We start from the raw sequence: 21,986 nt of genomic DNA, 5'->3' as shown, positions 1-21,986 counted from the left end.
GCAAGCTGGCTCCTACAGGTGTCGATGCGGCTTTCCAAATACCGATTTAGATCCAAAGGAGCTGTTATGTCAGGCCCGCTGTCGTCACTGAAAGTCCTGGATTTCTCCACCCTGTTGCCGGGGCCGTTTGCCTCTTTGCTGCTGGCCGATATGGGCGCGCAAGTGCTGCGGGTTGAGTCGCCTTCGCGCATGGATCTGGTGCGCGTGCTGCCGCCGCATGACGGCGGCGTGTCGGCCAGCCATGCCTATCTCAATCGCAACAAACGCTGCATCGCCCTGGACCTGAAACAGTCCGAGGCGGTGGCGATGGTCAAGCAGCTGGTGGCCGAGTACGACATCGTGCTGGAGCAGTTTCGCCCGGGGGTAATGGACAAGCTTGGCGTCGGCTATGAAGCGCTGAAGGCGATCAACCCGAAGCTGATCTATGTGTCGATCACCGGCTACGGCCAGAGTGGCCCGTACAAAGACCGCGCCGGCCACGACATCAACTACCTGGCCCTGGCCGGTATCGCCAGCTATACCGGGCGGCGTGAAACCGGGCCGTTGCCGCTGGGCATCCAGGCGGCAGATATTGCCGGCGGCTCGCTGCATGGGGTGATCGGCCTTCTCGCTGCGGTAATCCAGCGTCAGGCCACGGGGCAGGGCCAGCAGGTCGATATCAGCATGACCGACTGCGCCTTCAGCCTGCACGGCATGGCCGGCGCGGGATATCTGGCGGCGGGTGTGGAGCCTGCGATGGAAAACCAGGCGCTCAATGGCGGCAGCTTTTACGACTACTACCGCACCCGCGATGGCCGCTGGTTCTCGGTCGGCAGCCTGGAGCCGCAGTTTATGCAGCAGTTCTGCGCCGCCATCGGCCGCCCGGAACTGGCCGCGCGTGGCCTGTCGCAGAAGCCCGAAGATCAGCAGGCGCTTAAACGCGAGATCGAAATCGAGTTCGAGAAACGCGATTTTGCCGAGTGGGGCCAGGTGTTCGCCGGCCTGGATGCCTGCGTGGAACCGATGCTCAACCTCAGCGAAGCGGTTGAGCACCCGCAGATCAAGGCTCGCGGCCTGGTCACCGAAGTGCCGCGGGCTGGCAGTGAGCCGCAGCGGCAGATCGCCTGCCCGATCAAGTTCTCCTCGGGGTTGCCAGCGCCCCGCCATATCGGCGCGGCATTGGGCGCGCATACCGAGCAGGTGCTGGCCGAGCTGGGCTACTCGGCTGAACGGATTGCCGAGCTAAAGGCCAACAAGGTCGTGGCGTAAGCGGGGGGCACCACAGCTGCCGGCTTTAGTGCTCGGTCAGCGTCAGCAGAATATCGGCATACCAGGTGCAGTTAAGGCCCAGGGCCTCATCCAGCTTGAGGTCGCGGGTGCCGACGTCCAGCCGCGCCGAATGCACGCCCAGTAGCAGCCAGGGCAGATCGCCGAGGCGTTCCGCGCGGTTGGCCTCTGCCCGGGTGACCACAGGGGCACCGCTGGTGCCGCGGTGGGTGCGGGCATCGCTGAGGAAATAACCCTCGCCCTGAAAGCGCAGGCCGAAGGAGGAGGCGATCACCGCCTGGCGTACCACGGGCATATGGTGCAGCTGGTCGTGAAAGCCCAGGGGGAAGCCAACCACCAGCAGGGAGCAGCCCACTTCGACCTGATCGCTGGCCTGCAACAGGTGCTCTGGGGTGAAGGCGCGGTAGACCATGGTGTCCGGCAGTGCCGCACGTTCCAGTTCGATCACTGCCACGTCGATCTCGCCGGTGGCGTCATTACCTTGCCGCCAGAGGCTCTGGCCATCGCGGTACAGGGGCACTGAGAAGCCGATGGACTGCGCCATGTTGTTAGCGTCGGTATGCAGTTCGATCTCGATCCGGTCGGGAAAATGCTCGCTGTCGGCATCCAGCATCACGTGGCGGCTGGTGACCAGAAACAGTCGTTCATCGCGCTCGAAGAAGAAGCTGCTGGCGTTGGTGCGCAGGCACTGCTGGTTGAAGGTGGAAATCCGGGCGGTGCTGAGTAGTATGGGTTCGATCATCGACGGGTCCTTGCGATTTTGGGCAACCAGGGGCAGATACTCGATGGGGCAAGGCATCCAGGGTTATGACAGTCGCCAGGCCGGTACTGTTGCATGCTTTGCTGACAATCCATGGTTTTTCTCTACCCGAGGCGCTGCGGCGTGGCGTTTTGGGTTCGCAAAACGCTGCGTTTTCAGTCATAAGCCTGCAGCATCCGCGCCGCTATGGCCGTTTGGGGAACGGAAACTATGTATCAGGGTGAAAGATTCAATGCCTGGACTCATCTGATCGGAGCCGTTCTGGCCTGTGTCGGGGCTGTCTGGTTGCTGGTGTTGGCGAGCCTGGACGGTGAGCCGCGCAAGATCGTCAGCGTGGCCATCTACGGTATGACCCTGGTGCTGCTTTACAGCATCTCGACCCTGTACCACAGCCTGCAGGGCCGGGCAAAGGTGGTGATGCGCAAGCTCGATCATCTGTCGATCTACCTGCTGATCGCCGGCAGCTATACGCCGTTCTGCCTGGTTACCCTCTACGGCCCCTGGGGCTGGTCGCTATTCGGCGTGGTCTGGGGGCTGGCGCTGGTGGGAGTGCTGCAGGAGATCAAGCCGCGCTCCGAGGCGCGGGTGTTGTCGATCGTGATCTATGCGCTGATGGGCTGGATTGTGCTAGTGGCGGTCAAGCCTCTGCTCGCGGCGCTGGGTACCGCGGGTTTTACCTGGTTGGCGGGCGGTGGCGTGCTCTATACGGTGGGCATCATCTTTTTTGTCTACGACAGCCGCTTCCGTCACTGGCATGGCATCTGGCACCTGTTTGTGATGGCCGGCAGCCTGATGCACTTTGTTGCGGTGCTGTTTTACGTTCTGTAGTGCGGTCTGATGGGCCGCGATGGGCGCGCGGAGTGCACCAAAAAACAGCAGCGACGTTGGTGCGCGCGGCGCACCCTAGGGTCAGGGCTCTGCGCATTTAAACGCCGACGCCTGGGCATGGCCTTATTCGACGCGCTGTTCGCCGGTATAGCTCAGGGTCACCTTGCAGCGCCGGCAGTAATAGCGGCGTCCCTTGGACACCATGGCATGACGCTGCGCCGAGAAAGGGAATTCGCCCTGGGGGCAGCTGCAACTGTAGATATAACGGCTGACCGCACGCCGCTGCACGGCATAGCTGTGGCAACGGTTGGGCGGTAGCTCGTAGACGCCGCGCATGATCAGCTGCCATTCCTCGCCATGGGGCTGGATTTTCAGGCCGAACAGCTGATGGGCGATCAGATGAGCGACCTCGTGGGGCACCGTCTGCTTGAGGAAGTCTTCGCGGTTTTCCCGGTACAGCTGCGGGTTGAAGCGCAACTTGTTCTCCGTTAGGTGGGCGACGCCGGCCTTTTGCCCACGCAGCTTGAAACTCACTTCGGCGCGGGCAAAGGGTCGCTTGAAAAAGGCTTCGGCCTGCTGGTAGCAGCGTTCGACGTGGCTGAGCAGATGTTCGGGCATGGACGGCGGGTCGTCAGGAGCGGGTAGGCGATTATGCCCAAGGCGCAGGCCGAGCACAGCCCTGAAACGACGAAACCACCTGGCGGTGGTTTCGTCTGTTTGTATCAGGCCTTGCTAGCTGGTGTAGACCGGGCCAACCCCGAAGCCCCAGAGAATCACCGAGGTGGCAATCATCGCCACCAGTACCACCAGGCCTACCGCCAGTACCGAGCTGGAGAACATAAAGCCCTCGTCCTCGGGTATGCCCATAAAGGTCGGTATGCCGACATACAGCAGATACACCGTGTAGCAGATGGCTGCCGTGCCCATCACCATGGCCAGCCACATATGTGGATAGAGCGCTGCCAGACCTCCGATAAACAGCGGGGTGGCGGTGTAGGCGGCGAACACCACGCACTGAGTCAGATTGGGGCTGGCGTCGTAGGTGCGCGCCATCCAGTGGATAAAGGCCCCCATCACTGCGATACCGGCGAGCATCGCCAGGTAGGTCATGATGGTCATCTGTAGTGCGCTTGCTTCGGTCAGCATCACCGGTGCTCGGTCACCAATTGACCAGCCAACCTGGGTAGTGCCGATATAGGCCGAAATCGCGGGAATTGCCGCGAGAATCAATACATGGGTGAGATACATGTGGCTGATGGTTTCTTCTTCGCCACGAATTTCTTGCCATTCCTGATCGGGATGGGTGAAGAGCCCCCAAACGTGATGGATCATGCCAAACACCTCCTCTTATTATGCGGTCGCCCCCCAGCGCGGTGCCCGGCGCGCATGTGCAGCGCCACCGGGTACGCGGCCGAACCTGTGCGACCGTATGTCGCAGTATAGGCAGCGATGTGCGCAGGAGGAGGGTGCTGCTTAGAGCAAATCGGACTCTCAAAGCCTTCCGTAATAGCGTTCTAGGATTTCCATGGCCTTGTTGATCGATTGCAGGCGGGCAGTACTACCGCCGCGGTCGGGGTGGTGCTGGCTGACCAGTTGGCGATAGCGGTGCTTGATAATGGCGAGGCTGAGTTCTTGCGGCGCGTTGTCCAGTTCGAACAGTTCCAGCGCCGCGCGTTTTTCCTCGCCGCCCTGCATGCGGGTCCAGAAGCTGGCCAGAAGTTTTTCCACGTCGCGCTCGTCGGTTGCGCGCAGCTGGTCGAGGTCCAGGTAGTAGTCGCGCAAGGGATCATGTTCAGCGAGTTCGATGCGCCCGGGCTGATAGGGCAGCAACTGGATATGCAGGGGGTCGATCCGTACAAAGCCGGCACCCTCGGCCCAGAGCCGCTCGCGTAGGCGGTAGAGCGCGTTGAACAGCAGAAAATGCGTGCGAAACAGCACCAGCTTGTCGGTCAGTGGCAAGTGGGGGATATGGCTGCAGTGGCGGTCTTTGAGCTGCTGGATCAGCTGGTACTCGCCCATGCCGGCCGGGGCGGCCAGCAGCAGTTGGTGGATGTGCTCGGAGAGGTCGAGACTGGGGTCTAGATCGTCGTTCATCGGTCGAGCCTAGCATTTCAGCAACTGCGGGGTAGGGCGTGCCACGCTTTCTGCGTAAAATGCCGCATCCTCAACGACTTCCGGATTCCAGCGCACCATGGGCACCCTCTCGGTCAATCAGAACAAACTGCAAAAACGCCTGCGTCGCCAGGCCGGCGAAGCCGTTGCCGACTTCAATATGATCGAGGATGGCGACAAGGTCATGGTCTGCCTGTCCGGCGGCAAGGACAGCTACACCATGCTGGATGTGCTGCTGCACCTGCAGAAGGTCGCGCCAATCAAGTTCGAGATCGTTGCGGTAAACATGGACCAGAAGCAGCCAGGTTTCCCTGAGCATGTGCTGCCGGCCTACCTGGAGTCCATCGGTGTGCCGTATCACATCGTCGAGAAGGACACCTATTCGGTGGTCAAGGAGAAGATCCCGGAAGGCAAGACTACCTGCTCGCTGTGCTCGCGCCTGCGCCGCGGCACGCTGTACACCTTTGCCGATGAGATCGGCGCGACCAAGATGGCCCTGGGGCATCACCGCGACGATATCCTGGAAACCTTCTTCCTCAATATGTTTTACGGCGGCACGCTCAAGGCCATGCCGCCCAAGCTGCGCGCCGATGACGGCCGCAACGTGGTAATCCGCCCGTTGGCCTACTGCAGCGAGAGCGATATCGAAGCCTACAGCCAGCTCAAGGAGTTCCCGATCATTCCGTGCAACCTTTGCGGCTCCCAGGAAAACCTGCAGCGTCAGGTGGTCAAGGAGATGCTCCAGGATTGGGAGCGCAAGTCGCCGGGGCGCACCGAGATCATGTTCCGCGCCCTGCAGAATGTGGTGCCGTCGCAGCTGGCCGATCGCAATCTGTTCGACTTCAAGAGCCTGAAGATCGACGACAGCGCCACCCCGCGCTTTGTCGATGTGATGAATCTCTGATTCAGCGGTTTCCCGGCTCAAGGACTGTCCGATGCGCGACTATAAATGGCTTAACGAATACTGCCTGAACCGCTTCGGCTCGGCCGCCGAGCTGGAGGCGCGTCTGCCGCAGCCGCGCAGCGCCGAGGAGTTGCGTGCGATCAGCGACGACCGCTATCTGTCGGTGCTCAGCCTACGAATCTTCCGCGCCGGCCTCAAGCACAGCCTGGTGGACGCCAAGTGGCCGGCGTTCGAGCAGGTGTTCTTCGGCTTCGATCCGGAAAAGGTCGTGCTGATGGGCGGCGAGCGTCTGGAAAACCTGATGCAGGATGCGCGCATCATTCGCCACTTGGGCAAGCTCAAGAGCGTGCCGCGCAATGCACAGTTTATTCTCGATGTGCGCCAGGAAAAGGGCAGCTTTGGCACCCTGATCGCCGACTGGCCGGTGAGCGATATCGTCGGCTTGTGGAAGTACCTGGCCACGCATGGCAGCCAGCTCGGCGGCCTCTCCGCGCCGCGTTTTCTGCGCATGGTCGGCAAGGATACGTTCGTTCCTACCGATGACATGGTCGCCGCGCTCAAGGCGCAGCAGATAATCGACAAGCCGCCCACCAGCCTGCGAGACCGCGCCGCGGTACAGGCCGCGTTCAATCAATGGCAGGCACAGAGCGGCCGGCCGCTGTGCCAGCTGTCAATGATGCTGGCGTATACGGTCAATCATTGAACAGCTACGCGGGAGATTGAGATGGACGAGGCCATTGCCCGTGTTGCCCAGGCCATCGTAGCGGCCGAGCGCATTCTGGTTATCACTGGTGCCGGGCTTTCCGCCGATTCCGGCTTGCCCACCTACCGCGGCCTGGGCGGCTTGTATAACGGCCATACCGCCGAGGGCTTGCCCATCGAGGCGGCGCTGTCCGGGCCCATGCTGCAACGTGACCCGGCATTGTGCTGGAAGTACCTCGCCGAGCTGGGCAAGGCCTGCCTGGGTGCCCAGGCCAACGCCGGGCACTATGCCATCGCCGAACTGCAGCGCAGAAAGCCCGGCTGCTGGTTGCTGACCCAGAATATTGATGGCTATCACCGCGCCGCCGGCAGCCCGATGGAGCGGGTGATTGAGATCCATGGCGAGCTGGCCCCGCTGTATTGCCAGTCTTGCGGGGCGGTCGATGCCGAGCTGGCCGAGCACCTGAGCCGGCCGCTACCGCCCAGGTGCCGGCAATGTGGCGGGATTCTGCGTCCGCCGGTGGTGTTGTTCGAGGAGTCTTTGCCGGAGCAGGCCATCGGTCGTCTTTATGATGAGGTGCGCCGGGGCTTCGAGGTGGTACTCAGTGTTGGCACCAGCGCCAGCTTCCCCTATATCGTCGAGCCCGTGCTACGCACCCGTCAGGCCGGTGGCCTGAGCGTGGAGATCAACCCGAGTCGCACCGATTTGAGCGCCCTGGTGGAGGTCCATTTGGCAGGGCGGGCGTTAGATGTTTTGCCGAAACTGCTGAGTCACATTTAGTGCTATAGAATTTGCAAATCGATGTCATAGAAGGCATAGTCGCGCCCTTAAAGAACTTATCGACACGGTCGTGCCCATGCTCAAATGCCTCGCACCCCTCGTGCCTCTCGCACTTTCCCTGGCTCTGGCCGCCTGCGCCAGCCATACGCCACAGCCGTCTGTAGCAACTCCGGTTGTTGCTGAACAGCAGGGCCACGCCGCCAAGCGGTTGCCCGTTTTTGTCGATGAGCCGGAAGAGCTCGCGGACTTCTCCGACGACAAACCCTACGAATTGCCTCAACTGGCCGACAGCATCCTGACCCATGGCCTGTCCCTGGTAGGCACCCGCTATCGTTACGGCGGCAGTTCGGTGAAGTCGGGCTTCGATTGCAGCGGCTTTATCGGCTACCTGTTCAAGGAAGAACTGGGCATGCAATTGCCGCGTTCGTCCCGCGACATGATCAATATCGATGCCCCGCTGGTTGAGCGCGAAGAGTTGGAGCCGGGTGACCTGCTGTTCTTCAGCACCAACGGCGGTCGCCGGGTCAGCCATGCCGGTATCTATATGGGGGATAACCAGTTTATCCACTCCAGCAGCAGCCGCAGCGGCGGTGTACGGATCGACAGCCTGGACGACCGCTACTGGTCGCGCACCTTTCTCGAGGCCAAACGGGCCCTGGCTTTGGCCCCGAGCGAGCCCGTCGCGCGCCACCCTTGAACCTGCTTCTGGGCTGCCGAAAGTGCTCGGCGGCCTACGACAGGGTTCATGTCGATAGTTTTCAACAACCTGCCGCATAAAGCTAAAGCTTGCACTAGGATGTGCAAGCCGGCAGAGTAGAGCGCATCCCGGCTCAGGATGGCTCGTCCATGACCGTTATCACCCGTTTCGCCCTGATTGGCCTCATCGCCCTGCTGACTGCTTGTGCGGGACGTGCGCCAGCTCCGGCCCCGGCCGTGAAACCCCAAGTCCATGCTCCTATCGGCTACCAGTACGGCGGTGCCGAGGATGTGCTGTTTCGTGCCCTGGGCCTGGTCGGCACCCCTTACCGCTATGGCGGCAATACCCCGGCCGGCGGGTTCGATTGCAGTGGCCTGATCGGCTACGTCTACCGTGATGCTGCCGGCATCAGCCTGCCGCGCTCGACCCGTGAACTGATCCGCATGCGCGCCCCGGTTGTCAGTCGCGACCGTCTGCAAAGCGGCGATCTGCTGTTCTTCGCCACCAGTGGCGGCAGTCAGGTTAGCCACGCCGGCATCTATGTCGGTGATGGTCGCTTCGTCCACGCCCCCTCCAGCGGCGGTACCGTGCGCCTGGACAGCCTGAGCAACAGTTACTGGCAGCGCACCTATCTGAATGCCAAGCGCGTATTCACCCCGGAGCTGGCGAGCAATCCCTGACCGGCGCTGGTTGCAGCGGGAGTAGGCATGACTAACCGAACGCTTAATCTCGATTCCGCCCTCTATCAATACCTGCTGGATGTGTCCCTGCGCGAAACGCCGCTGCTCAAGCGTCTGCGCGAGGAAACCGCGCAGCTGGTAAACGCCCAGTGGCAGATCGCCCCGGAGCAGGGCCAGTTTATGGCGCTGCTGGTGCAGTTGAGCGGGGCCCGGCTGATTGTCGAGGTCGGCACCTTTACCGGTTACAGCGCCATCTGCATGGCCCAGGCCATGGCTGAGGAGGGTCGGCTGATCTGCTGCGATATCCCCGGCGACTACAATGCCACCGCCGAGCGTTACTGGCGCGAAGCGGGGCTGAGTGCGCGTATCGAGCAGCGTCTGGCTCCGGCTCTGGAGACCTTGGCGGCGTTGGAAGGCGAGGGCCTGGCAGGGCAGGTCGACCTGGTCTTTATCGATGCCGACAAGGCCAACTATCCAGCCTATTTCGAGCTGGCCCTGAGCCTGGTGCGACCGGGTGGCCTGATTCTGTTCGATAACACCCTGTGGAGCGGGCGTGTGCTTGAGGCAAACCCCGAGAGCGCCGACACCCGGGCGATTCAGGCACTCAACCTGGCGCTGCGTGATGATCCACGTATCGATCTGTCTCTGCTGCCGTTGGGCGATGGCCTGAGTCTGTGCCGCAAGCGCTGAAGTATGTAGCCGCTATGCCATCACCATTTGTTTGCCGTTTCAGCTGAGCCCTGGGCTGCCGCCGCGCTGTGACGCGTGAGCGACCCGCAGCGCTGCTAGGCAAGGTTGCATTTATATGACTAATCCATGATCCTTCTGCGCAGTTAGTAGTTTGCGGCGGGGTCGGTGCGCTGTTTTACGCGCCGCTGCAGTGTGTTTATGGCTCCTTCCTCCCGACTCCTTGAGCACCTAATGGTGCCGGTTGTTCTACGCGGCAGCCGTTTTTCCGGTTTATCAAGGGTCATGCAATGCGTGCTTTTCGATCCGCCCATCTCTCCATGGGCCTGGGCCTTGTAGCCCTTTCGGCGGTGTTTATCTCGGCCTGGTGGTTAAGCCCGGCCTATAAGGTTTCCTCCTTTGCCGTGCCCAAGGCTGCGCCGCTGGTCGCCGAGGCGGAGTGGCAGCCGTTCTATACCAGCCGCTTCGCCTCCAGCGACCTCAATGAGTTCGTGCATTCCTCGTCCATCACCGGGTTGCCCGACGGCGGTCTGATGTCTGTGTGGTTTGCTGGCTCGCGCGAAGGCGCGGCGGATGTACAGGTGCGCGGCGCGCGTTTTGATGCGGCGACCGGTGAATGGGGCGACGAGCTGGTCCTGGCCACACGCGAGTCGACCCAGGGTGCGGTGCACAAATATATTCGCAAGCTGGGCAACCCGGTGATCGCCCTGGCCCCGGACCAGCGCCTGTGGTTGCTGTATGTCTCGGTTTCCGTTGGCGGCTGGGCGGGCAGTGCGATCAATGCCATGCATTCCGATGACCTGGGCAAGACCTGGTCCACTCCCAGGCAGCTGGTGACCACCCCCTTTTTCAATATCAGCACCCTGGTCCGCAGCGCGCCGGTGTTCCATGCCGACGGGTCCATGGGCCTGCCGGTGTATCACGAGTTTCTCGGCAAGTTTGCCGAGTACCTGTACCTGAGCCCCACAGGCGAGGTGTTGGACAAGATGCGCATTAGCAGTGGCAAACATTCCCTGCAGCCCACGATCGTGGCTCTGGATGAATGGAACGCCATCGCCCTGTTGCGCTATGCCGGCAGCACCCATCACCAGATTCTGGCCAGTCGCACTCAGGACGCGGGGCAGACCTGGAGCGAGCCTTATCCCGAAGACCCATCCAACCCGAATTCCTCCCTGGCCGCGGTGGTTACCCCAGGGCAGGGCATGCTGGTGGCGATGAACGATCTGGAAGACGGGCGCTTTCGCCTGAGCCTGATGGAAACCAACGATGAGATGGATTTCTGGACGCCGGTAATCGAGCTCGATGAGTCGCCGGACTTCGAGGGCAATCCGTTCGAGCCGGAGGTCTACCGGGAAATCATCGGCGACAAGTTCCGTCTCTCCAGCGGCCCGCGCCGGCAGGGCCTGCTTGATGAGTTTCTGGGCAACCTCGATCAGCGGGTGTGCAAGAAGAATGGCTGCGACTTCGAGTACGAGTACCCCTATTTCATCAAGAGTGCCGACGGCAACTACCACCTGGTGTATTCCTGGAACAACAGCTTTATCAAACACATCAGTTTCAACGATGCCTGGCTCAAGGAGCGCATGTAATGCTTGAACTCTGGCAAGCCCACCTGACCTTCGCCCTGCTGCTGTTTTTGCTGATTCCCGGTTTCGGCCTGTCATCCGGGCCCCGTTGCCTGGTCCTGCTGGGCTGCCTGCTGATCGGCTTTGTCCCCCTTGCCGGCCTGTCGCTGGCCGCCTACGCACGCAGCTTTACCGACGACCTGGCCATCACCACCTTGCTGGCGCTGCTATTCGCCAGCCTGGTGCGCATTGGCCTGCTGGCCCGGCTGGAGGCCCCGCAGGGGATGCAGCTGCTGCTGTTGTTTGGCCTGCTGGCGCTGTTCCTCTATCCGGCCACTCTGGGGCTGACCGCCTCCGACCCCTATCGCCTGGGTTACAGCCCGCGGCCCTTGCTGGTGGTGCTGGCCCTGGTGGCGCTGGCTTTGCTGCTGGCGCGCAACTGGCTCGGGGTCTGGATGCTCGGGCTGGCCACGCTGGCCTTCAGCCTGGGCCTCAAACCCTCGGACAATTACTGGGATTACCTGCTCGACCCGCTGCTTGCGCTCTACTGCTGGGGCGCGCTGATCTGGCATGCGGTCGTTCGACTCGGCTTGAGGCAGCGTAAGACCCAGTTACCCATGCGCCTCTAAGCTGCGCGTGCCCCTGACATTACAGACGATTTGCTGATTGAGGTTCGCACCATGGGTTGGTTGCAATCGCGCCGCTTGCATTACTGGCTGGGCGCTATAGCGGTACTTTTTTCATTGCTGGCGGCCCTGCGCGGGCTGTTTTTCGTCGGATTTTCCGGCTTCGACGGCAGTGCCCTGAGCGAGGTCGCGGCGGTGCCGCAAACCCTCGGCATCGGTCTGCGCTTCGACCTGCGCTTGGCCATCCTGCTGATGCTGCCGGTGGCGCTGCTGGCCTGGTTGCCAGTCTACAACCTGACTCGCAGCCGGCCATTGCGCTGGCTGGCCCGGCTCTACCTGGCCCTGGCCGTGGGCGCGGTGGTGCTGGTGTATATCTTCGACTTCGGTCATTACGCCTACCTGGGCGTGCGCATCAACGCCACGGTGCTGCGTTTTCTCGGCGATGCACAGATCTCCACCGATATGGTCTGGCAGACCTACCCGGTGATCTGGATCACCTTGGGCTGGCTCGCCACCAGCGCGCTGACCTGGTGGCTGCTGCTGCGCCTGGAGCGCATCACCCTGGATCGTCCGGCCAAACCCATCAGCCGCTGGTCGCTGACCTGGGGCAGCGCACTGATGGTGGTGCTGGTATTTCTCGGCATCCTCGGGCGCGTCGACAATATCAATCTGGAAAACCCGGTACCGCTGCGCTGGAGCGACGCCTTCTTCTCCGGTGACAACCAGGTGGCGGCCCTCGGCCTGAATCCGGTGATCTTTCTCTACGACACCCTCAGGGTGCCGCAGCAACCCTATGACCTTGAACAGGTGGCCGCACACTACGGGGTGGTCAGCCAGTACCTGGGCGTCGAGCAGGCCGATGTCGAGCAGCTGAACTTTATCCGCGAGCAGGGCCCGCAGCCTTACGCCCTGACCGGCAAGCAGCCGCCGAATGTGGTCTTCGTCATGCTCGAATCCCTCGGCACCACGGCTGTGGGGGCCTATGGCAACCCGCTCAACCCCACGCCGAATATCGACCGCCTGGCCAAGCAGAGCTGGTTCTTCGAGAATTTCTATGTGCCGGTGACCGGTACGGCCAAAACCGTATGGGCGAGCATTTCCGGGGTGCCCGATGTTTCGCGGCATGAAACCTCGACGCGCAACCCGCTGATCACCCGCCAGCACAGCCTGGTCAATGCGCTGCAGGGCTACGAAAAGCTCTACATGATCGGCGGCAACTCCGGTTGGGCCAATATGAATGCGCTGATCCGTCAGAGCATCGATGGCATTCGGCTCTACGACGAGCGCCACTGGAACTCGCCGCTGGCCGATGTCTGGGGCATCTCCGACCTCGATCTGTTCAAGGAAAGCGACCGCCTGCTGCGCGACCTGCCCAAGGACAAGCCCTTCTTCGCCTATATCCAGACCGCCGGTAACCATCGTCCCTTCACCATCCCCAAGGACAACGATGGCTTCGAGGTGCACGAGATATCCCTGGAGCAGGCCCAGAGCGCCGGTTCGCGCAGCGTGGCGCAGTACAACGCGGTACGCCTGCTGGACTTCAATATCGGTCGGCTGATGGAAATCGCCCAGGCTGGCGGCTGGTACGACAACACCATCTTCGTCATGTTTGGTGACCACAACACCCGTATCAGCCAGGTGCCGCATATGCCGCCGGCGCTGGTCAAGCTGGGCCTGGACGGCAATCAGGTACCCCTGCTGATCCATGCCCCCAAGCTGCTCGAGCCGCGCCGGGTCGAGGAAGCCGTGGGCCTGGTCGACCTGTTGCCCACGGTACTGGGCATGACCGGCATGAGCTTTCGCAACGGTGCCATGGGCCGCGATATTCAGCAGCCGGCCGCGGAAGGTGAGCGGATGGTGCCGCTGGTACTGCGCGAAGGCAGCTTCCCGCTGATCGGCGGGGTTACCCGCAATTTCCTTCTGCAGATGCAGCATGACGGCAGCAAGCCATCGCTGCACGATCTGGCGTCCCTGACGCCGCTGGACAACGTCGCCGCGCAACATCCCGCCGAATATCAGCGCCTGCTTGAGCTGACCCGTGGCCTGCACGAAACCTCGCGCCTGATGCTCTATCAGAACGTGCGCAAATAAGGCACCGCCCACCCTAGTACCGCGCTGCGTTTGATTGGCTGCGCGGTTTGACCTGGCTGCGCCAAGCCTCTAATCTGCGCGGCTTGCAATAGGTGCCCCCAACGTTTCGGCGTGCGAGGGGTGAAACAGGGAAGTCGGTGCGCTGTGCTTCACGCCAGCAATTCCGACGCTGCCCCCGCAACGGTAGACGAGTTAAACCAGCGCTTTTCAACCACTGTGCTCCGCATGGGAAGGTGCGTCTGGTCGCGATCTGAGCCCTCAGTTCGCCGCTCGTAAGCCCGGAGACCGGCCTGCTGCAGTCCATGGCATCGCGGAGGGCGTTGTCTGGCGTATGGGCTGTCGCCTTTGCGGCACTTGTGCGTCTTCGTTCTCCGTATGCCTTTCCCAGCCTTGGTCGCCCGGGTGAGTGCGACGGAGCATACGACGCGATGAGTAAGTCCCTGTTGAAGCCGATGGCGCTGCTGTGCGCTATGGGTTGTTATCCCCTGGCGCATGCCGCCAGCCCCACCGAGTTGCAAGATCAACTGGTAACCGCCACCCGTACTGCGCAAACCGTGCAGGAGAGTCTGGCGGCGGTCACGGTATTCGACCGCGCGCAGATCGAGCAGAGCCAGGCGGCGTCCCTGCCCGAGCTGCTGAAGAAGGTGCCGGGGGTGTCCCTCAGCAACAACGGCGGCCCGGGCAAGAACACCGCCCTGTATATGCGCGGCAGCAACGCCAACCATGTGCTGGTGATGATCGACGGTCTGCGGGTCGGTTCGGTGTCCTCTGGCGGCGCGGCCCTACAGGACCTGCCGCTGGAGCTGATCGAGCGGGTCGAGGTGGTGCGCGGGCCGCGTTCCAGCCTGTATGGCTCGGAAGCCATCGGCGGGGTGATCCAGATCTTCACCCGCAAGGCCCGGGGCGAGGGGGCCAAGCCGTTCTTCTCCGCAGGTTTTGGTACCCATGACAGTTACAGCGGCAGCGCCGGAGTGACCGGTGGCGGTCAGCAGGGCTGGTACAGCCTCGGCCTCAGCGGCCTGGATACTGACGGCATCAACGTCAAGCAGGTCGGTGCCAGCGGTTATGAAAACGATGCCGACGGCTTTCGCAGCCTATCCGGGACGCTGAGCGGCGGCTATCGCTTCGACAATGGCCTGGAGCTGGATGGCAACCTGCTGCGCAGCAAGTCCCACAGCGACTACGACCAGGTCAACAGCAAGCGCACCAGTGGCTTTTCCGCCAACTCCGACGGTGTGCAGAGTGTCGTCGGCGGGCGTGCGCGTTTTGCCCCGCTGGAGCCCTGGCAGGTGACCCTGCAGGCCGGGCGCAGTGAAGACAAGGCCGATCATTATCAGGACGGTGATTTCAACTCGCGTTTCGACAGCCGTCGCGACAGCCTGAGCTGGCAGAACGATCTGAACCTGACCGACGGCCACAGCCTGACCCTGGGGGCCGATTATCAGCGTGACGAGGTCAACGGCACTGTCGCCTATGCCCTGGAAAGTCGCGACAACCAGGGAGCCTTCGTCCAGTACCTCGGTCAGCACGGGGCGCAGGACTGGCAGCTGTCCCTGCGCCACGACGACAACGAACAGTTCGGTCGCCACGACACCGGCAATATCGCCTGGGGCTATGCCCTGAGCGACGCGCTGCGGCTGACCGCCAGTTACGGTACGGCGTTCAAGGCCCCGACCTTCAACCAGCTGTATTTCCCCGGCTTCGGCAACCCGGAGCTGCAGGCCGAGCAGTCGCGCAGCCTCGAGCTGGGTCTGGCCGGCCGTCACGGCTGGGGCCATTGGGCGGTCAATGCTTACCGCACGCAAATCGACAACCTGATCGCCAACGTGCGGGTCGACGGCAACCTCCAGGCCGAGGGGGTGGACGAGGCCCGCATCCGCGGCCTGGAGCTGCTGCTGGGCAGCGAGTTGTTCGGCTGGCAATGGAGCGCCAACTACAGTCTGATGGATGCCGAGAACCGCTCTCGCCGCAGCAGCAGCGCCGGCATCGCCTATTACGGCAAGGAGCTCAACCGCCGGCCGAGCCAACTGTTCAACCTGGACATCGACCGCGCCTTTGGCGACTTCAGCGTCGGTACCAGCCTGCATGCGCAGAACTCGACCTACGACGACCTGGAGAACCAGCGTGAGCTGGCCGGCTTCGCCACCCTGGACCTGCGTGGCGAGTACCGGCTGAACCGCGAGTGGCGTCTGCAAACGCGGCTGGCCAACCTGCTGGATGCCGATTATCAGACTGCCGAAGGCTTCAACCAGCCTGGCCAGGCGGTCTATCTGACGGTGCGTTATCAGGCGCTCTAACAGGCTGCACCCTAGTTGTTTAGCCGGAGATAAATGAATGAACCTGACACCCCGTACCCAGCTGCTGATTGGCCTGGCCCTGGCGGCGCTGCTGGCCATGACCCGCGGTCAGCATTTCGCCACCCTGAACCTGCCCAGTGCCTCCTGGGCGGTGTTCTTCCTTGCCGGGGTGCTGCTCAAGCCGCGCTGGGTGTTTGCCGGATTGTTTGTCGAGGCCTCGCTGCTGGATTTCGCCTCCATCCAGTGGGCGGACGTCAGCGCCTGGTGCATGTCGCCGGCCTACTGGATGCTGCTGCCGGCCTACGCCTCGCTGTGGCTGGGTGGTCGCCTGTATGCAGGTTGGCAACGTGACCGGGTAAGCAGCCTGGCGGTGCTGGCGGCAACGGTCGCAGCCAGTGCCCTGGTCTGTTACCTGTTCTCCGGCGGCGGCTTTCTGTACTTCTCCGGGCGTTACCCCGAGCCGACCCTGGCCCTGTTGGCCGAGCGTATCGGCTTTTACTACCCACGTTACCTGGGCAGCCTGGCCCTGTATGTCGGGCTGGCCGCGCTGTTCTATAGCGCTGCGCGGGCCTGCTCGTTCGCCCCGCGGCGGGTCGCGGGTCAATGAGCGGGGGTGGCTCTGCGCCCGAGGTGCCGCAAGTAGCCCGGCACTGCCCGGCGCTGCTGATCGCCGCGCCGGCCTCGGGCCAGGGCAAAACCACGGTGACCGCCGCCCTGGCGCGCTTGCATACGCGCCAGGGCAAGCGCGTGCGGGTGTTCAAGTGTGGGCCGGATTTTCTCGACCCCATGGTGCTGGCCCAGGCCAGCGGCGCGCCGGTGTATCAGCTGGATCTGTGGATGGTCGGCGAGGTGGAGAGCCGGCGCTTGCTTTGGCAGGCAGCGGGGGAGGCCGACCTGATTCTGATCGAGGGGGTGATGGGTCTGTTCGATGGCACGCCGTCGGCGGCCGATCTGGCCCGGCACTTCGGTGTGCAGGTGCTGGCGGTGATCGATGGTTCGGCCATGGCCCAGACCTTTGGTGCTATGGCCCATGGTCTGGCGACCTTTCAGCCGGACCTGCCGTTCGCCGGGGTGCTCGGCAACCGGGTCGGCAGCACGCGCCATGGTGAGATATTGCGCGATGCCTTGCCGGCCTCGATCCGCTGGTACGGCGCGTTACCGCGCAGCGCCGAGGTGCAATTGCCGAGCCGCCATCTGGGTTTGATCCAGGCTGGCGAACTCGCCGACCTGGATGCTCGCTTGGACGCTGCCGCCGATGCCCTGGCGATCAGTGCCGATGTCGCGTTGCCGCCGCCAGTCAGCTTTGCCGCCCCCGAGCCGGCAAGCCCCGCGCGGTTGTTGGACGGCGTGCGTATCGGCGTGGCCCGCGACAGCGCCTTCGCCTTTCTCTACCAGGCCAACCTGGATCTGCTGGAGGAATTGGGGGCCAAATTGCAGTTTTTCTCGCCCTTGAGCGATAGCCAGCTACCCGTGGTGGATAGCCTCTATCTGCCTGGCGGCTACCCCGAATTGCACCTGGAGCAACTGAGCGCCAACCAGGCCATGGCGCAGGCGATTCGTGCGCACCATGCGGCCGGTAAGCCGATCCATGCCGAGTGCGGCGGCATGCTTTACCTGCTCGAGCAGCTGACCGACCAACAGGGGGCCAGCGCCGCCATGCTCGGTCTGCTTCCGGGCCAGGCGAGTCTGCAACCGCGCTTGGTGGCGCTGGCCCTGCAGCAAGTCGAATTGCCGGAAGGCAGCCTGCGCGGCCATACTTTCCACCACTCGGCCCTGAGCAGCGCCCTGGAGCCCATCGCTCGGGGCGAGTGCCCCAACTACAGACGCACGGCCGAAGCGGTTTATCGTATTGGCCGGTTGACCGCGTCCTATATCCACTTCTATCTGCCGTCCGCGCCGCGCGCGGCGGCCGCGCTGTTTCTACCCGGTGAGCCTTGATGAACGAGCAGGCCTTTAGTCCCGAGGAGCGTGCCGCGGTCTACCGCGCCATTGCCGAACGCCGCGATATGCGCCATTTCAGCGGCGGCGAGGTGGCTCCCGAGGTACTGGCGCGCCTGCTGGAAGCCGCGCACCAGGCCCCCAGCGTCGGCCTGATGCAGCCCTGGCGGTTTATCCGCATCAGCCGCCCGGCCTTGCGCGAGGCGATTTACGGCCTGGTGGACGAGGAGCGTGTGCGCACCGCCGAGGCCTTGGGTGAGCGCAGCGACGAATTTATGCAGCTGAAGGTTGAGGGCATTCGCGACTGCGCCGAGCTGCTGGTGGTGGCGCTGATGGACGGCCGCGAGGCCCATGTGTTCGGTCGGCGTACCTTGCCGGAAATGGACCTGGCATCCCTGGCCTGCGCGATCCAGAACCTCTGGCTGGCCGCCCGCGTTGAAGGGCTGGGTATGGGCTGGGTATCGCTGTTCGAGCCCCAGGCTCTGGCGGATCTGCTCGGCATGCCGACTGGCAGCAAACCCCTGGCGGTGCTGTGCCTGGGGCCGGTGACGGAGTTTTATGACGCACCGATGCTGGTGCAGCAAGGCTGGGCCACGCCACGGCCGCTCAGTGCTTTGCTGTTCGAGAATCAGTGGGGCGCAGCATGAGCCTGGTTCTCAGCACCTGCGCCGGGGTCGCCCTGGATGCGCTGTTTGGCGAGTCCAAGGGCTGGCATCCGCTGGTGGCGTTCGGGCGTATGGCTGAGCGTATCGAGCAGCGTTTCAATCCGGCCGGGCGCGGTTGGCGCAGCCATGGCGTTAGCGCCTGGTGCCTGGCGGTATTGCCGCTGACCCTGCTGGCCTGGCTGCTGAGCCAGATCAGCGGGTTGGGTTGGGCGGTGGAGATTGCCGCGCTCTATGCGGCGCTCGGGCTGCGCAGCCTGGGCGAGCATGCCCTGCCAGTGGCCCAGGCCCTGCGTCTGGGCGATCTGCGTCTGGCGCGCGAGCGGGTCGGTTATATGGTCAGCCGTAATACCGCGCAGCTGGATGCCACCGGGGTGGCGCGGGCGGGCAGCGAGTCGGTGCTGGAAAACGGCTCTGATGCGGTATTTGCCGCACTGTTCTGGTTTGTGATTGCCGGTGCGCCGGGCGTAGTGCTGTATCGCCTGAGCAATACCCTGGACGCCATGTGGGGCTATCGCAATGAGCGTTTCGAGCGCTTCGGCTGGGCCGCGGCGAAGATCGACGATGGGCTCAATTACATTCCCGCGCGTTTAGTGGCACTGACCTATGCGCTGCTCGGCAAGACGGTCCTGGCGCTGCGCTGCTGGCGTACCCAGGCACCCTTGTGGGACAGCCCCAATGCTGGCCCGGTGATGGCGGCTGGGGCAGGTGCGCTGGGCGTTAGCCTGGGCGGCGCGGCGGAATATCATGGCGAGTTGCATCAGCGGCCCGAGCTGGGTGCAGGGCCACAACCCAGGGCGCGGGATATCGAACGGGCGCTTAATCTGGTGTACGCCGGTGTGCTGCTGTGGCTGGCGCTGCTGTTGTTGTGGGGCGCTTTCTATGTTTGAGCAGGGCGGGCTTGAGCACGGCGGCCGCCTGCGCGCCGCGGCGCAGCGTTATGGCGTTGCTCTGGCCGACTGGCTGGACCTGTCCACCGGTATCGCGCCTTATGGCTGGCCCTTGCCGGCGATTCCCGCTAGCGCCTGGACGCGTCTGCCCGAGCAGCACGATGGCCTGGAAGTCGCCGCTCGCGATTACTACGGAGTGAGCAATCTGCTGCCGGTGGCCGGCTCCCAGGCGGCGATCCAGGCATTGCCGCGCCTGGTGCGTGATGCTCGGGTCGGTATCCTCTCGCCGGCCTATGCCGAGCATGCGGCGGCCTGGCAGCGCGAAGGTCACCGCCTGCTGGAACTTAGCGAAGCGGGGGTTAATCGCGCCCTGGAACGTCTCGATGTACTGCTGCTGATCAACCCGAACAACCCCACGGGCCGGCGTTTTGCCCCCGAGCAACTGCTGAGCTGGCACGCACGCCTGGCCGAGCGCGGCGGCTGGCTGGTGGTGGATGAAGCCTTTATCGACTGCACCCCCGAGCACAGCCTGGCGGCCTTTAGCGAACGGTCGGGGCTGATCGTGCTGCGCTCGTTTGGCAAATTCTTCGGCCTGGCCGGCATTCGTCTGGGCTTTGTTTTGGCTCAGCCGACCGTGCTGGAACAACTGGCCGAATTGCTCGGGCCCTGGGCGATCAGTGGGCCGAGCCGGGTGGTGGCCACCGCGCTGCTGCAGGATCACGCTGGCCAGCGTTTGCAGCGCGAGCGGTTGTTGGCCGATGGCGAGCGCCTGGCCACGTTGCTCAGTGCGCAAGGTTTTGCGCCCACCGGGGGCTGTGCGCTATTTCAGTTCTGCTGCACGCCGAGTGCTGCCGAGCTGCATGAATTTCTCGCCGCGCAAGGCATCCTCACTCGGCTGTTTGCCAGCCCGCTCAGCCTGCGTTTTGGTCTGCCGGCCGACGAGCAAGGCTGGCAGCGTTTACAGCAAGCCCTTGCAAGCTTTGCCAAGGAATCGCAATGACTACATTGATGGTGCAGGGCACCACGTCGGATGCCGGCAAAAGCACCTTGGTAACCGCCCTATGCCGCTGGCTTAAGCGCCAGGGCGTTAGCGTGGTGCCGTTTAAACCGCAGAATATGGCGCTCAACTCGGCAGTCACCGCCGACGGTGGTGAAATCGGTCGGGCTCAGGCGGTACAGGCCCAGGCCGCTGGATTGGCACCGCACACCGATATGAATCCGGTGCTGCTCAAGCCCAATAGCGACACAGGTGCCCAAGTGATCATCCATGGCCGCGCCCTTAGCTGCATGGATGCCGTGGCTTATCACGATTACAAAAAGGTGGCGATGCAGGCGGTTCTGCAATCGCACCAGCGTCTGAGCGCGGCCTATCCGGTGGTGATAGTGGAGGGCGCGGGATCGCCGGCGGAGATCAATCTTCGCGCTGGCGATATCGCCAATATGGGCTTTGCCGAGGCGGTGGATTGTCCGGTGATTCTGATTGCCGATATCGACAAGGGTGGGGTGTTTGCCCATCTGGTCGGCACCCTGGCGTTGCTCTCCGAGAGCGAGCAGGCGCGGGTACAGGGCTTTGTGATCAACCGCTTTCGCGGCGATATCGCTCTGTTGCAACCGGGGCTGGATTGGCTGGAGCAGCGCACCGGCAAACCGGTACTCGGCGTATTGCCTTACCTGATGGATTTCCATCTGGAAGCCGAGGACGCCATCGATATTCGCCAGAGCGCCAAGGCGGCCGAAGTGATCAAGGTGGTGGTGCCGGTATTGCCACGCATCAGCAACCACACCGATTTCGACCCGCTGCGTCTGCATCCGCAGGTCGAACTGACCTTTGTCGGCCCCGGCCAGGCGATTCCCGCAGCCGACCTGCTTATCCTGCCCGGCTCGAAAAGCGTACGCAGCGATCTGGCCTTCCTGCGTCAGCAAGGCTGGCCGGCGGCTATCGCCAAGCACCTGCGTTATGGCGGAAAACTGCTGGGCATTTGCGGCGGGCTGCAGATGCTCGGTACGCAGATCGACGACCTCCATGGCCTGGAAGGCGCTGCGGGCTCAAGCCCGGGACTGGGGCTGCTGGATTTCAGCACCGTGCTGGAGCCTGAGAAGCAGCTGCGTAATGTGCGCGGCCAGCTGTGCCTGGAAAATGCCCCGATCAGTGGCTATGAGATTCATGCTGGAGTTAGCTCGGGCGCAGGTTTGAACGCGGCTGTGCGCCTCGACGATGGCCGCGCCGATGGTGGCCTGAGCGCGGATGGCCAGGTGCTCGGCACCTATCTGCATGGCCTGTTTGAAAGCCCTGAGGCCTGTAGCGCCTTGCTACGCTGGGCCGGATTGCGCGAGGTGCAGCAGGTGGATTACCACGCCTTGCGTGAACGCGATATCGAACGCCTTGCCGATCTGGTCGAGGCGCATCTGGATACGACAAAACTGCGAACGTTATGTGGCCTGTAGGGTGGATCACGCTTTATCGATCCACCATTTGCGGCGCGATGGTGGATGTAAAAAA

General features: G+C 63.1%; 22 protein-coding genes and 1 riboswitch. Of the genes, 18 read left to right on the top strand and 4 right to left on the bottom strand.

Annotated elements, in window-relative coordinates:
* Window positions 1–66 precede the first annotated feature (66 nt).
* Window positions 67–1,248, top strand: a complete 1,182-nt coding sequence (locus tag VMP31_RS18045; protein ID WP_325509087.1) for a CaiB/BaiF CoA-transferase family protein — start codon at window positions 67–69, stop codon at window positions 1,246–1,248.
* A gap of 25 nt (window positions 1,249–1,273) precedes the next feature.
* On the opposite strand, the gene VMP31_RS18040 is transcribed toward VMP31_RS18045, so the two are convergent.
* Complete coding sequence (locus VMP31_RS18040; protein WP_325509086.1) at window positions 1,274–2,008, bottom strand: serine protease; 735 nt, start codon at window positions 2,006–2,008, stop codon at window positions 1,274–1,276.
* 228 nt (window positions 2,009–2,236) lie between these two features.
* Between VMP31_RS18040 and trhA the strand changes: the two genes are divergently transcribed.
* The gene (gene trhA, locus VMP31_RS18035; protein WP_325509085.1) at window positions 2,237–2,854 is read left to right on the top strand and encodes a PAQR family membrane homeostasis protein TrhA; all 618 of its coding nucleotides are present in this window, start codon (window positions 2,237–2,239) and stop codon (window positions 2,852–2,854) included.
* 123 nt (window positions 2,855–2,977) lie between these two features.
* Here the strand turns inward: trhA and VMP31_RS18030 are convergent, their stop codons facing one another.
* From VMP31_RS18030 to VMP31_RS18020, 3 genes are all read right to left on the bottom strand, one after another.
* A complete protein-coding gene (locus tag VMP31_RS18030; protein WP_325509084.1) occupies window positions 2,978–3,472 on the bottom strand; it encodes a SprT family zinc-dependent metalloprotease in 495 nt (164 codons plus the stop codon).
* A 114-nt stretch (window positions 3,473–3,586) separates the two neighbouring features.
* On the bottom strand, window positions 3,587–4,186 hold the full coding sequence (locus VMP31_RS18025; RefSeq protein ID WP_325509083.1) for a Yip1 family protein: 600 nt from the start codon (window positions 4,184–4,186) through the stop codon (window positions 3,587–3,589).
* A gap of 159 nt (window positions 4,187–4,345) precedes the next feature.
* Complete coding sequence (locus VMP31_RS18020; RefSeq protein WP_325509082.1) at window positions 4,346–4,948, bottom strand: DNA-J related domain-containing protein; 603 nt, start codon at window positions 4,946–4,948, stop codon at window positions 4,346–4,348.
* Between the two features lie 97 nt (window positions 4,949–5,045).
* Between VMP31_RS18020 and ttcA the strand changes: the two genes are divergently transcribed.
* The 16 genes from ttcA to VMP31_RS17940 all read left to right on the top strand — a co-directional run bounded on the left by ttcA (window position 5,046) and on the right by VMP31_RS17940 (window position 21,931).
* Entirely contained in the window at window positions 5,046–5,870 is an 825-nt protein-coding gene (ttcA, locus tag VMP31_RS18015; protein ID WP_325509081.1) for a tRNA 2-thiocytidine(32) synthetase TtcA, read from the top strand.
* Between the two features lie 31 nt (window positions 5,871–5,901).
* Complete coding sequence (locus tag VMP31_RS18010; RefSeq protein ID WP_325509080.1) at window positions 5,902–6,573, top strand: DNA-3-methyladenine glycosylase I; 672 nt, start codon at window positions 5,902–5,904, stop codon at window positions 6,571–6,573.
* Between the two features lie 21 nt (window positions 6,574–6,594).
* Window positions 6,595–7,353, top strand: coding sequence for an NAD-dependent deacylase (locus VMP31_RS18005; RefSeq protein WP_325509079.1), 759 nt, complete (start codon window positions 6,595–6,597; stop codon window positions 7,351–7,353).
* Between the two features lie 76 nt (window positions 7,354–7,429).
* A complete protein-coding gene (locus VMP31_RS18000) occupies window positions 7,430–8,050 on the top strand; it encodes a C40 family peptidase (protein WP_325509078.1) in 621 nt (206 codons plus the stop codon).
* Window positions 8,051–8,199: 149 nt separating this feature from the next.
* Window positions 8,200–8,730 carry a C40 family peptidase gene (locus VMP31_RS17995; protein ID WP_325509077.1) on the top strand — a complete coding sequence of 177 codons (531 nt, stop codon included), beginning with the start codon at window positions 8,200–8,202 and terminating at the stop codon, window positions 8,728–8,730.
* Between the two features lie 27 nt (window positions 8,731–8,757).
* The gene (locus VMP31_RS17990; protein ID WP_325509076.1) at window positions 8,758–9,420 is read left to right on the top strand and encodes an O-methyltransferase; all 663 of its coding nucleotides are present in this window, start codon (window positions 8,758–8,760) and stop codon (window positions 9,418–9,420) included.
* 287 nt (window positions 9,421–9,707) lie between these two features.
* Complete coding sequence (locus VMP31_RS17985; RefSeq protein WP_325509075.1) at window positions 9,708–11,006, top strand: sialidase family protein; 1,299 nt, start codon at window positions 9,708–9,710, stop codon at window positions 11,004–11,006.
* Window positions 11,006–11,611 (top strand): hypothetical protein, encoded by a 606-nt coding sequence (locus tag VMP31_RS17980; RefSeq protein ID WP_325509074.1) that lies wholly within the window; start codon window positions 11,006–11,008, stop codon window positions 11,609–11,611. The genes VMP31_RS17985 and VMP31_RS17980 overlap by 1 nt, the downstream gene beginning before the upstream one ends.
* A 51-nt stretch (window positions 11,612–11,662) precedes the next feature.
* Window positions 11,663–13,699, top strand: coding sequence for an LTA synthase family protein (locus tag VMP31_RS17975; RefSeq protein WP_325509073.1), 2,037 nt, complete (start codon window positions 11,663–11,665; stop codon window positions 13,697–13,699).
* Between the two features lie 73 nt (window positions 13,700–13,772).
* Window positions 13,773–14,007, top strand: a riboswitch (cobalamin riboswitch).
* Window positions 14,008–14,127: 120 nt separating this feature from the next.
* The gene (gene btuB, locus VMP31_RS17970) at window positions 14,128–15,996 is read left to right on the top strand and encodes a TonB-dependent vitamin B12 receptor (protein ID WP_325509072.1); all 1,869 of its coding nucleotides are present in this window, start codon (window positions 14,128–14,130) and stop codon (window positions 15,994–15,996) included.
* A gap of 37 nt (window positions 15,997–16,033) precedes the next feature.
* Window positions 16,034–16,603 (top strand): hypothetical protein, encoded by a 570-nt coding sequence (locus VMP31_RS17965; protein WP_325509071.1) that lies wholly within the window; start codon window positions 16,034–16,036, stop codon window positions 16,601–16,603.
* Window positions 16,600–17,934, top strand: a complete 1,335-nt coding sequence (locus VMP31_RS17960; RefSeq protein WP_325509070.1) for a cobyrinate a,c-diamide synthase — start codon at window positions 16,600–16,602, stop codon at window positions 17,932–17,934. The genes VMP31_RS17965 and VMP31_RS17960 overlap by 4 nt, the downstream gene beginning before the upstream one ends.
* Window positions 17,934–18,581 carry a 5,6-dimethylbenzimidazole synthase gene (gene bluB / locus VMP31_RS17955; RefSeq protein ID WP_325509069.1) on the top strand — a complete coding sequence of 216 codons (648 nt, stop codon included), beginning with the start codon at window positions 17,934–17,936 and terminating at the stop codon, window positions 18,579–18,581. The genes VMP31_RS17960 and bluB overlap by 1 nt, the downstream gene beginning before the upstream one ends.
* Window positions 18,578–19,486 (top strand): adenosylcobinamide-phosphate synthase CbiB, encoded by a 909-nt coding sequence (gene cbiB / locus VMP31_RS17950; RefSeq protein WP_325509068.1) that lies wholly within the window; start codon window positions 18,578–18,580, stop codon window positions 19,484–19,486. Before bluB ends, cbiB begins: the two co-directional genes overlap by 4 nt.
* Window positions 19,479–20,486: a threonine-phosphate decarboxylase CobD gene (gene cobD / locus VMP31_RS17945; protein ID WP_325509067.1), complete on the top strand. Its 1,008-nt coding sequence runs from the start codon at window positions 19,479–19,481 to the stop codon at window positions 20,484–20,486. The genes cbiB and cobD overlap by 8 nt, the downstream gene beginning before the upstream one ends.
* A complete protein-coding gene (locus tag VMP31_RS17940) occupies window positions 20,483–21,931 on the top strand; it encodes a cobyric acid synthase (RefSeq protein ID WP_325509066.1) in 1,449 nt (482 codons plus the stop codon). Before cobD ends, VMP31_RS17940 begins: the two co-directional genes overlap by 4 nt.
* Window positions 21,932–21,986 lie beyond the last annotated feature (55 nt).

It is taken from the genome of Pseudomonas sp. (assembly GCF_035512415.1).
Lineage (GTDB): Bacteria > Pseudomonadota > Gammaproteobacteria > Pseudomonadales > Pseudomonadaceae > Aquipseudomonas.
This window is presented reverse-complemented; position numbering and strand designations above follow the sequence as displayed.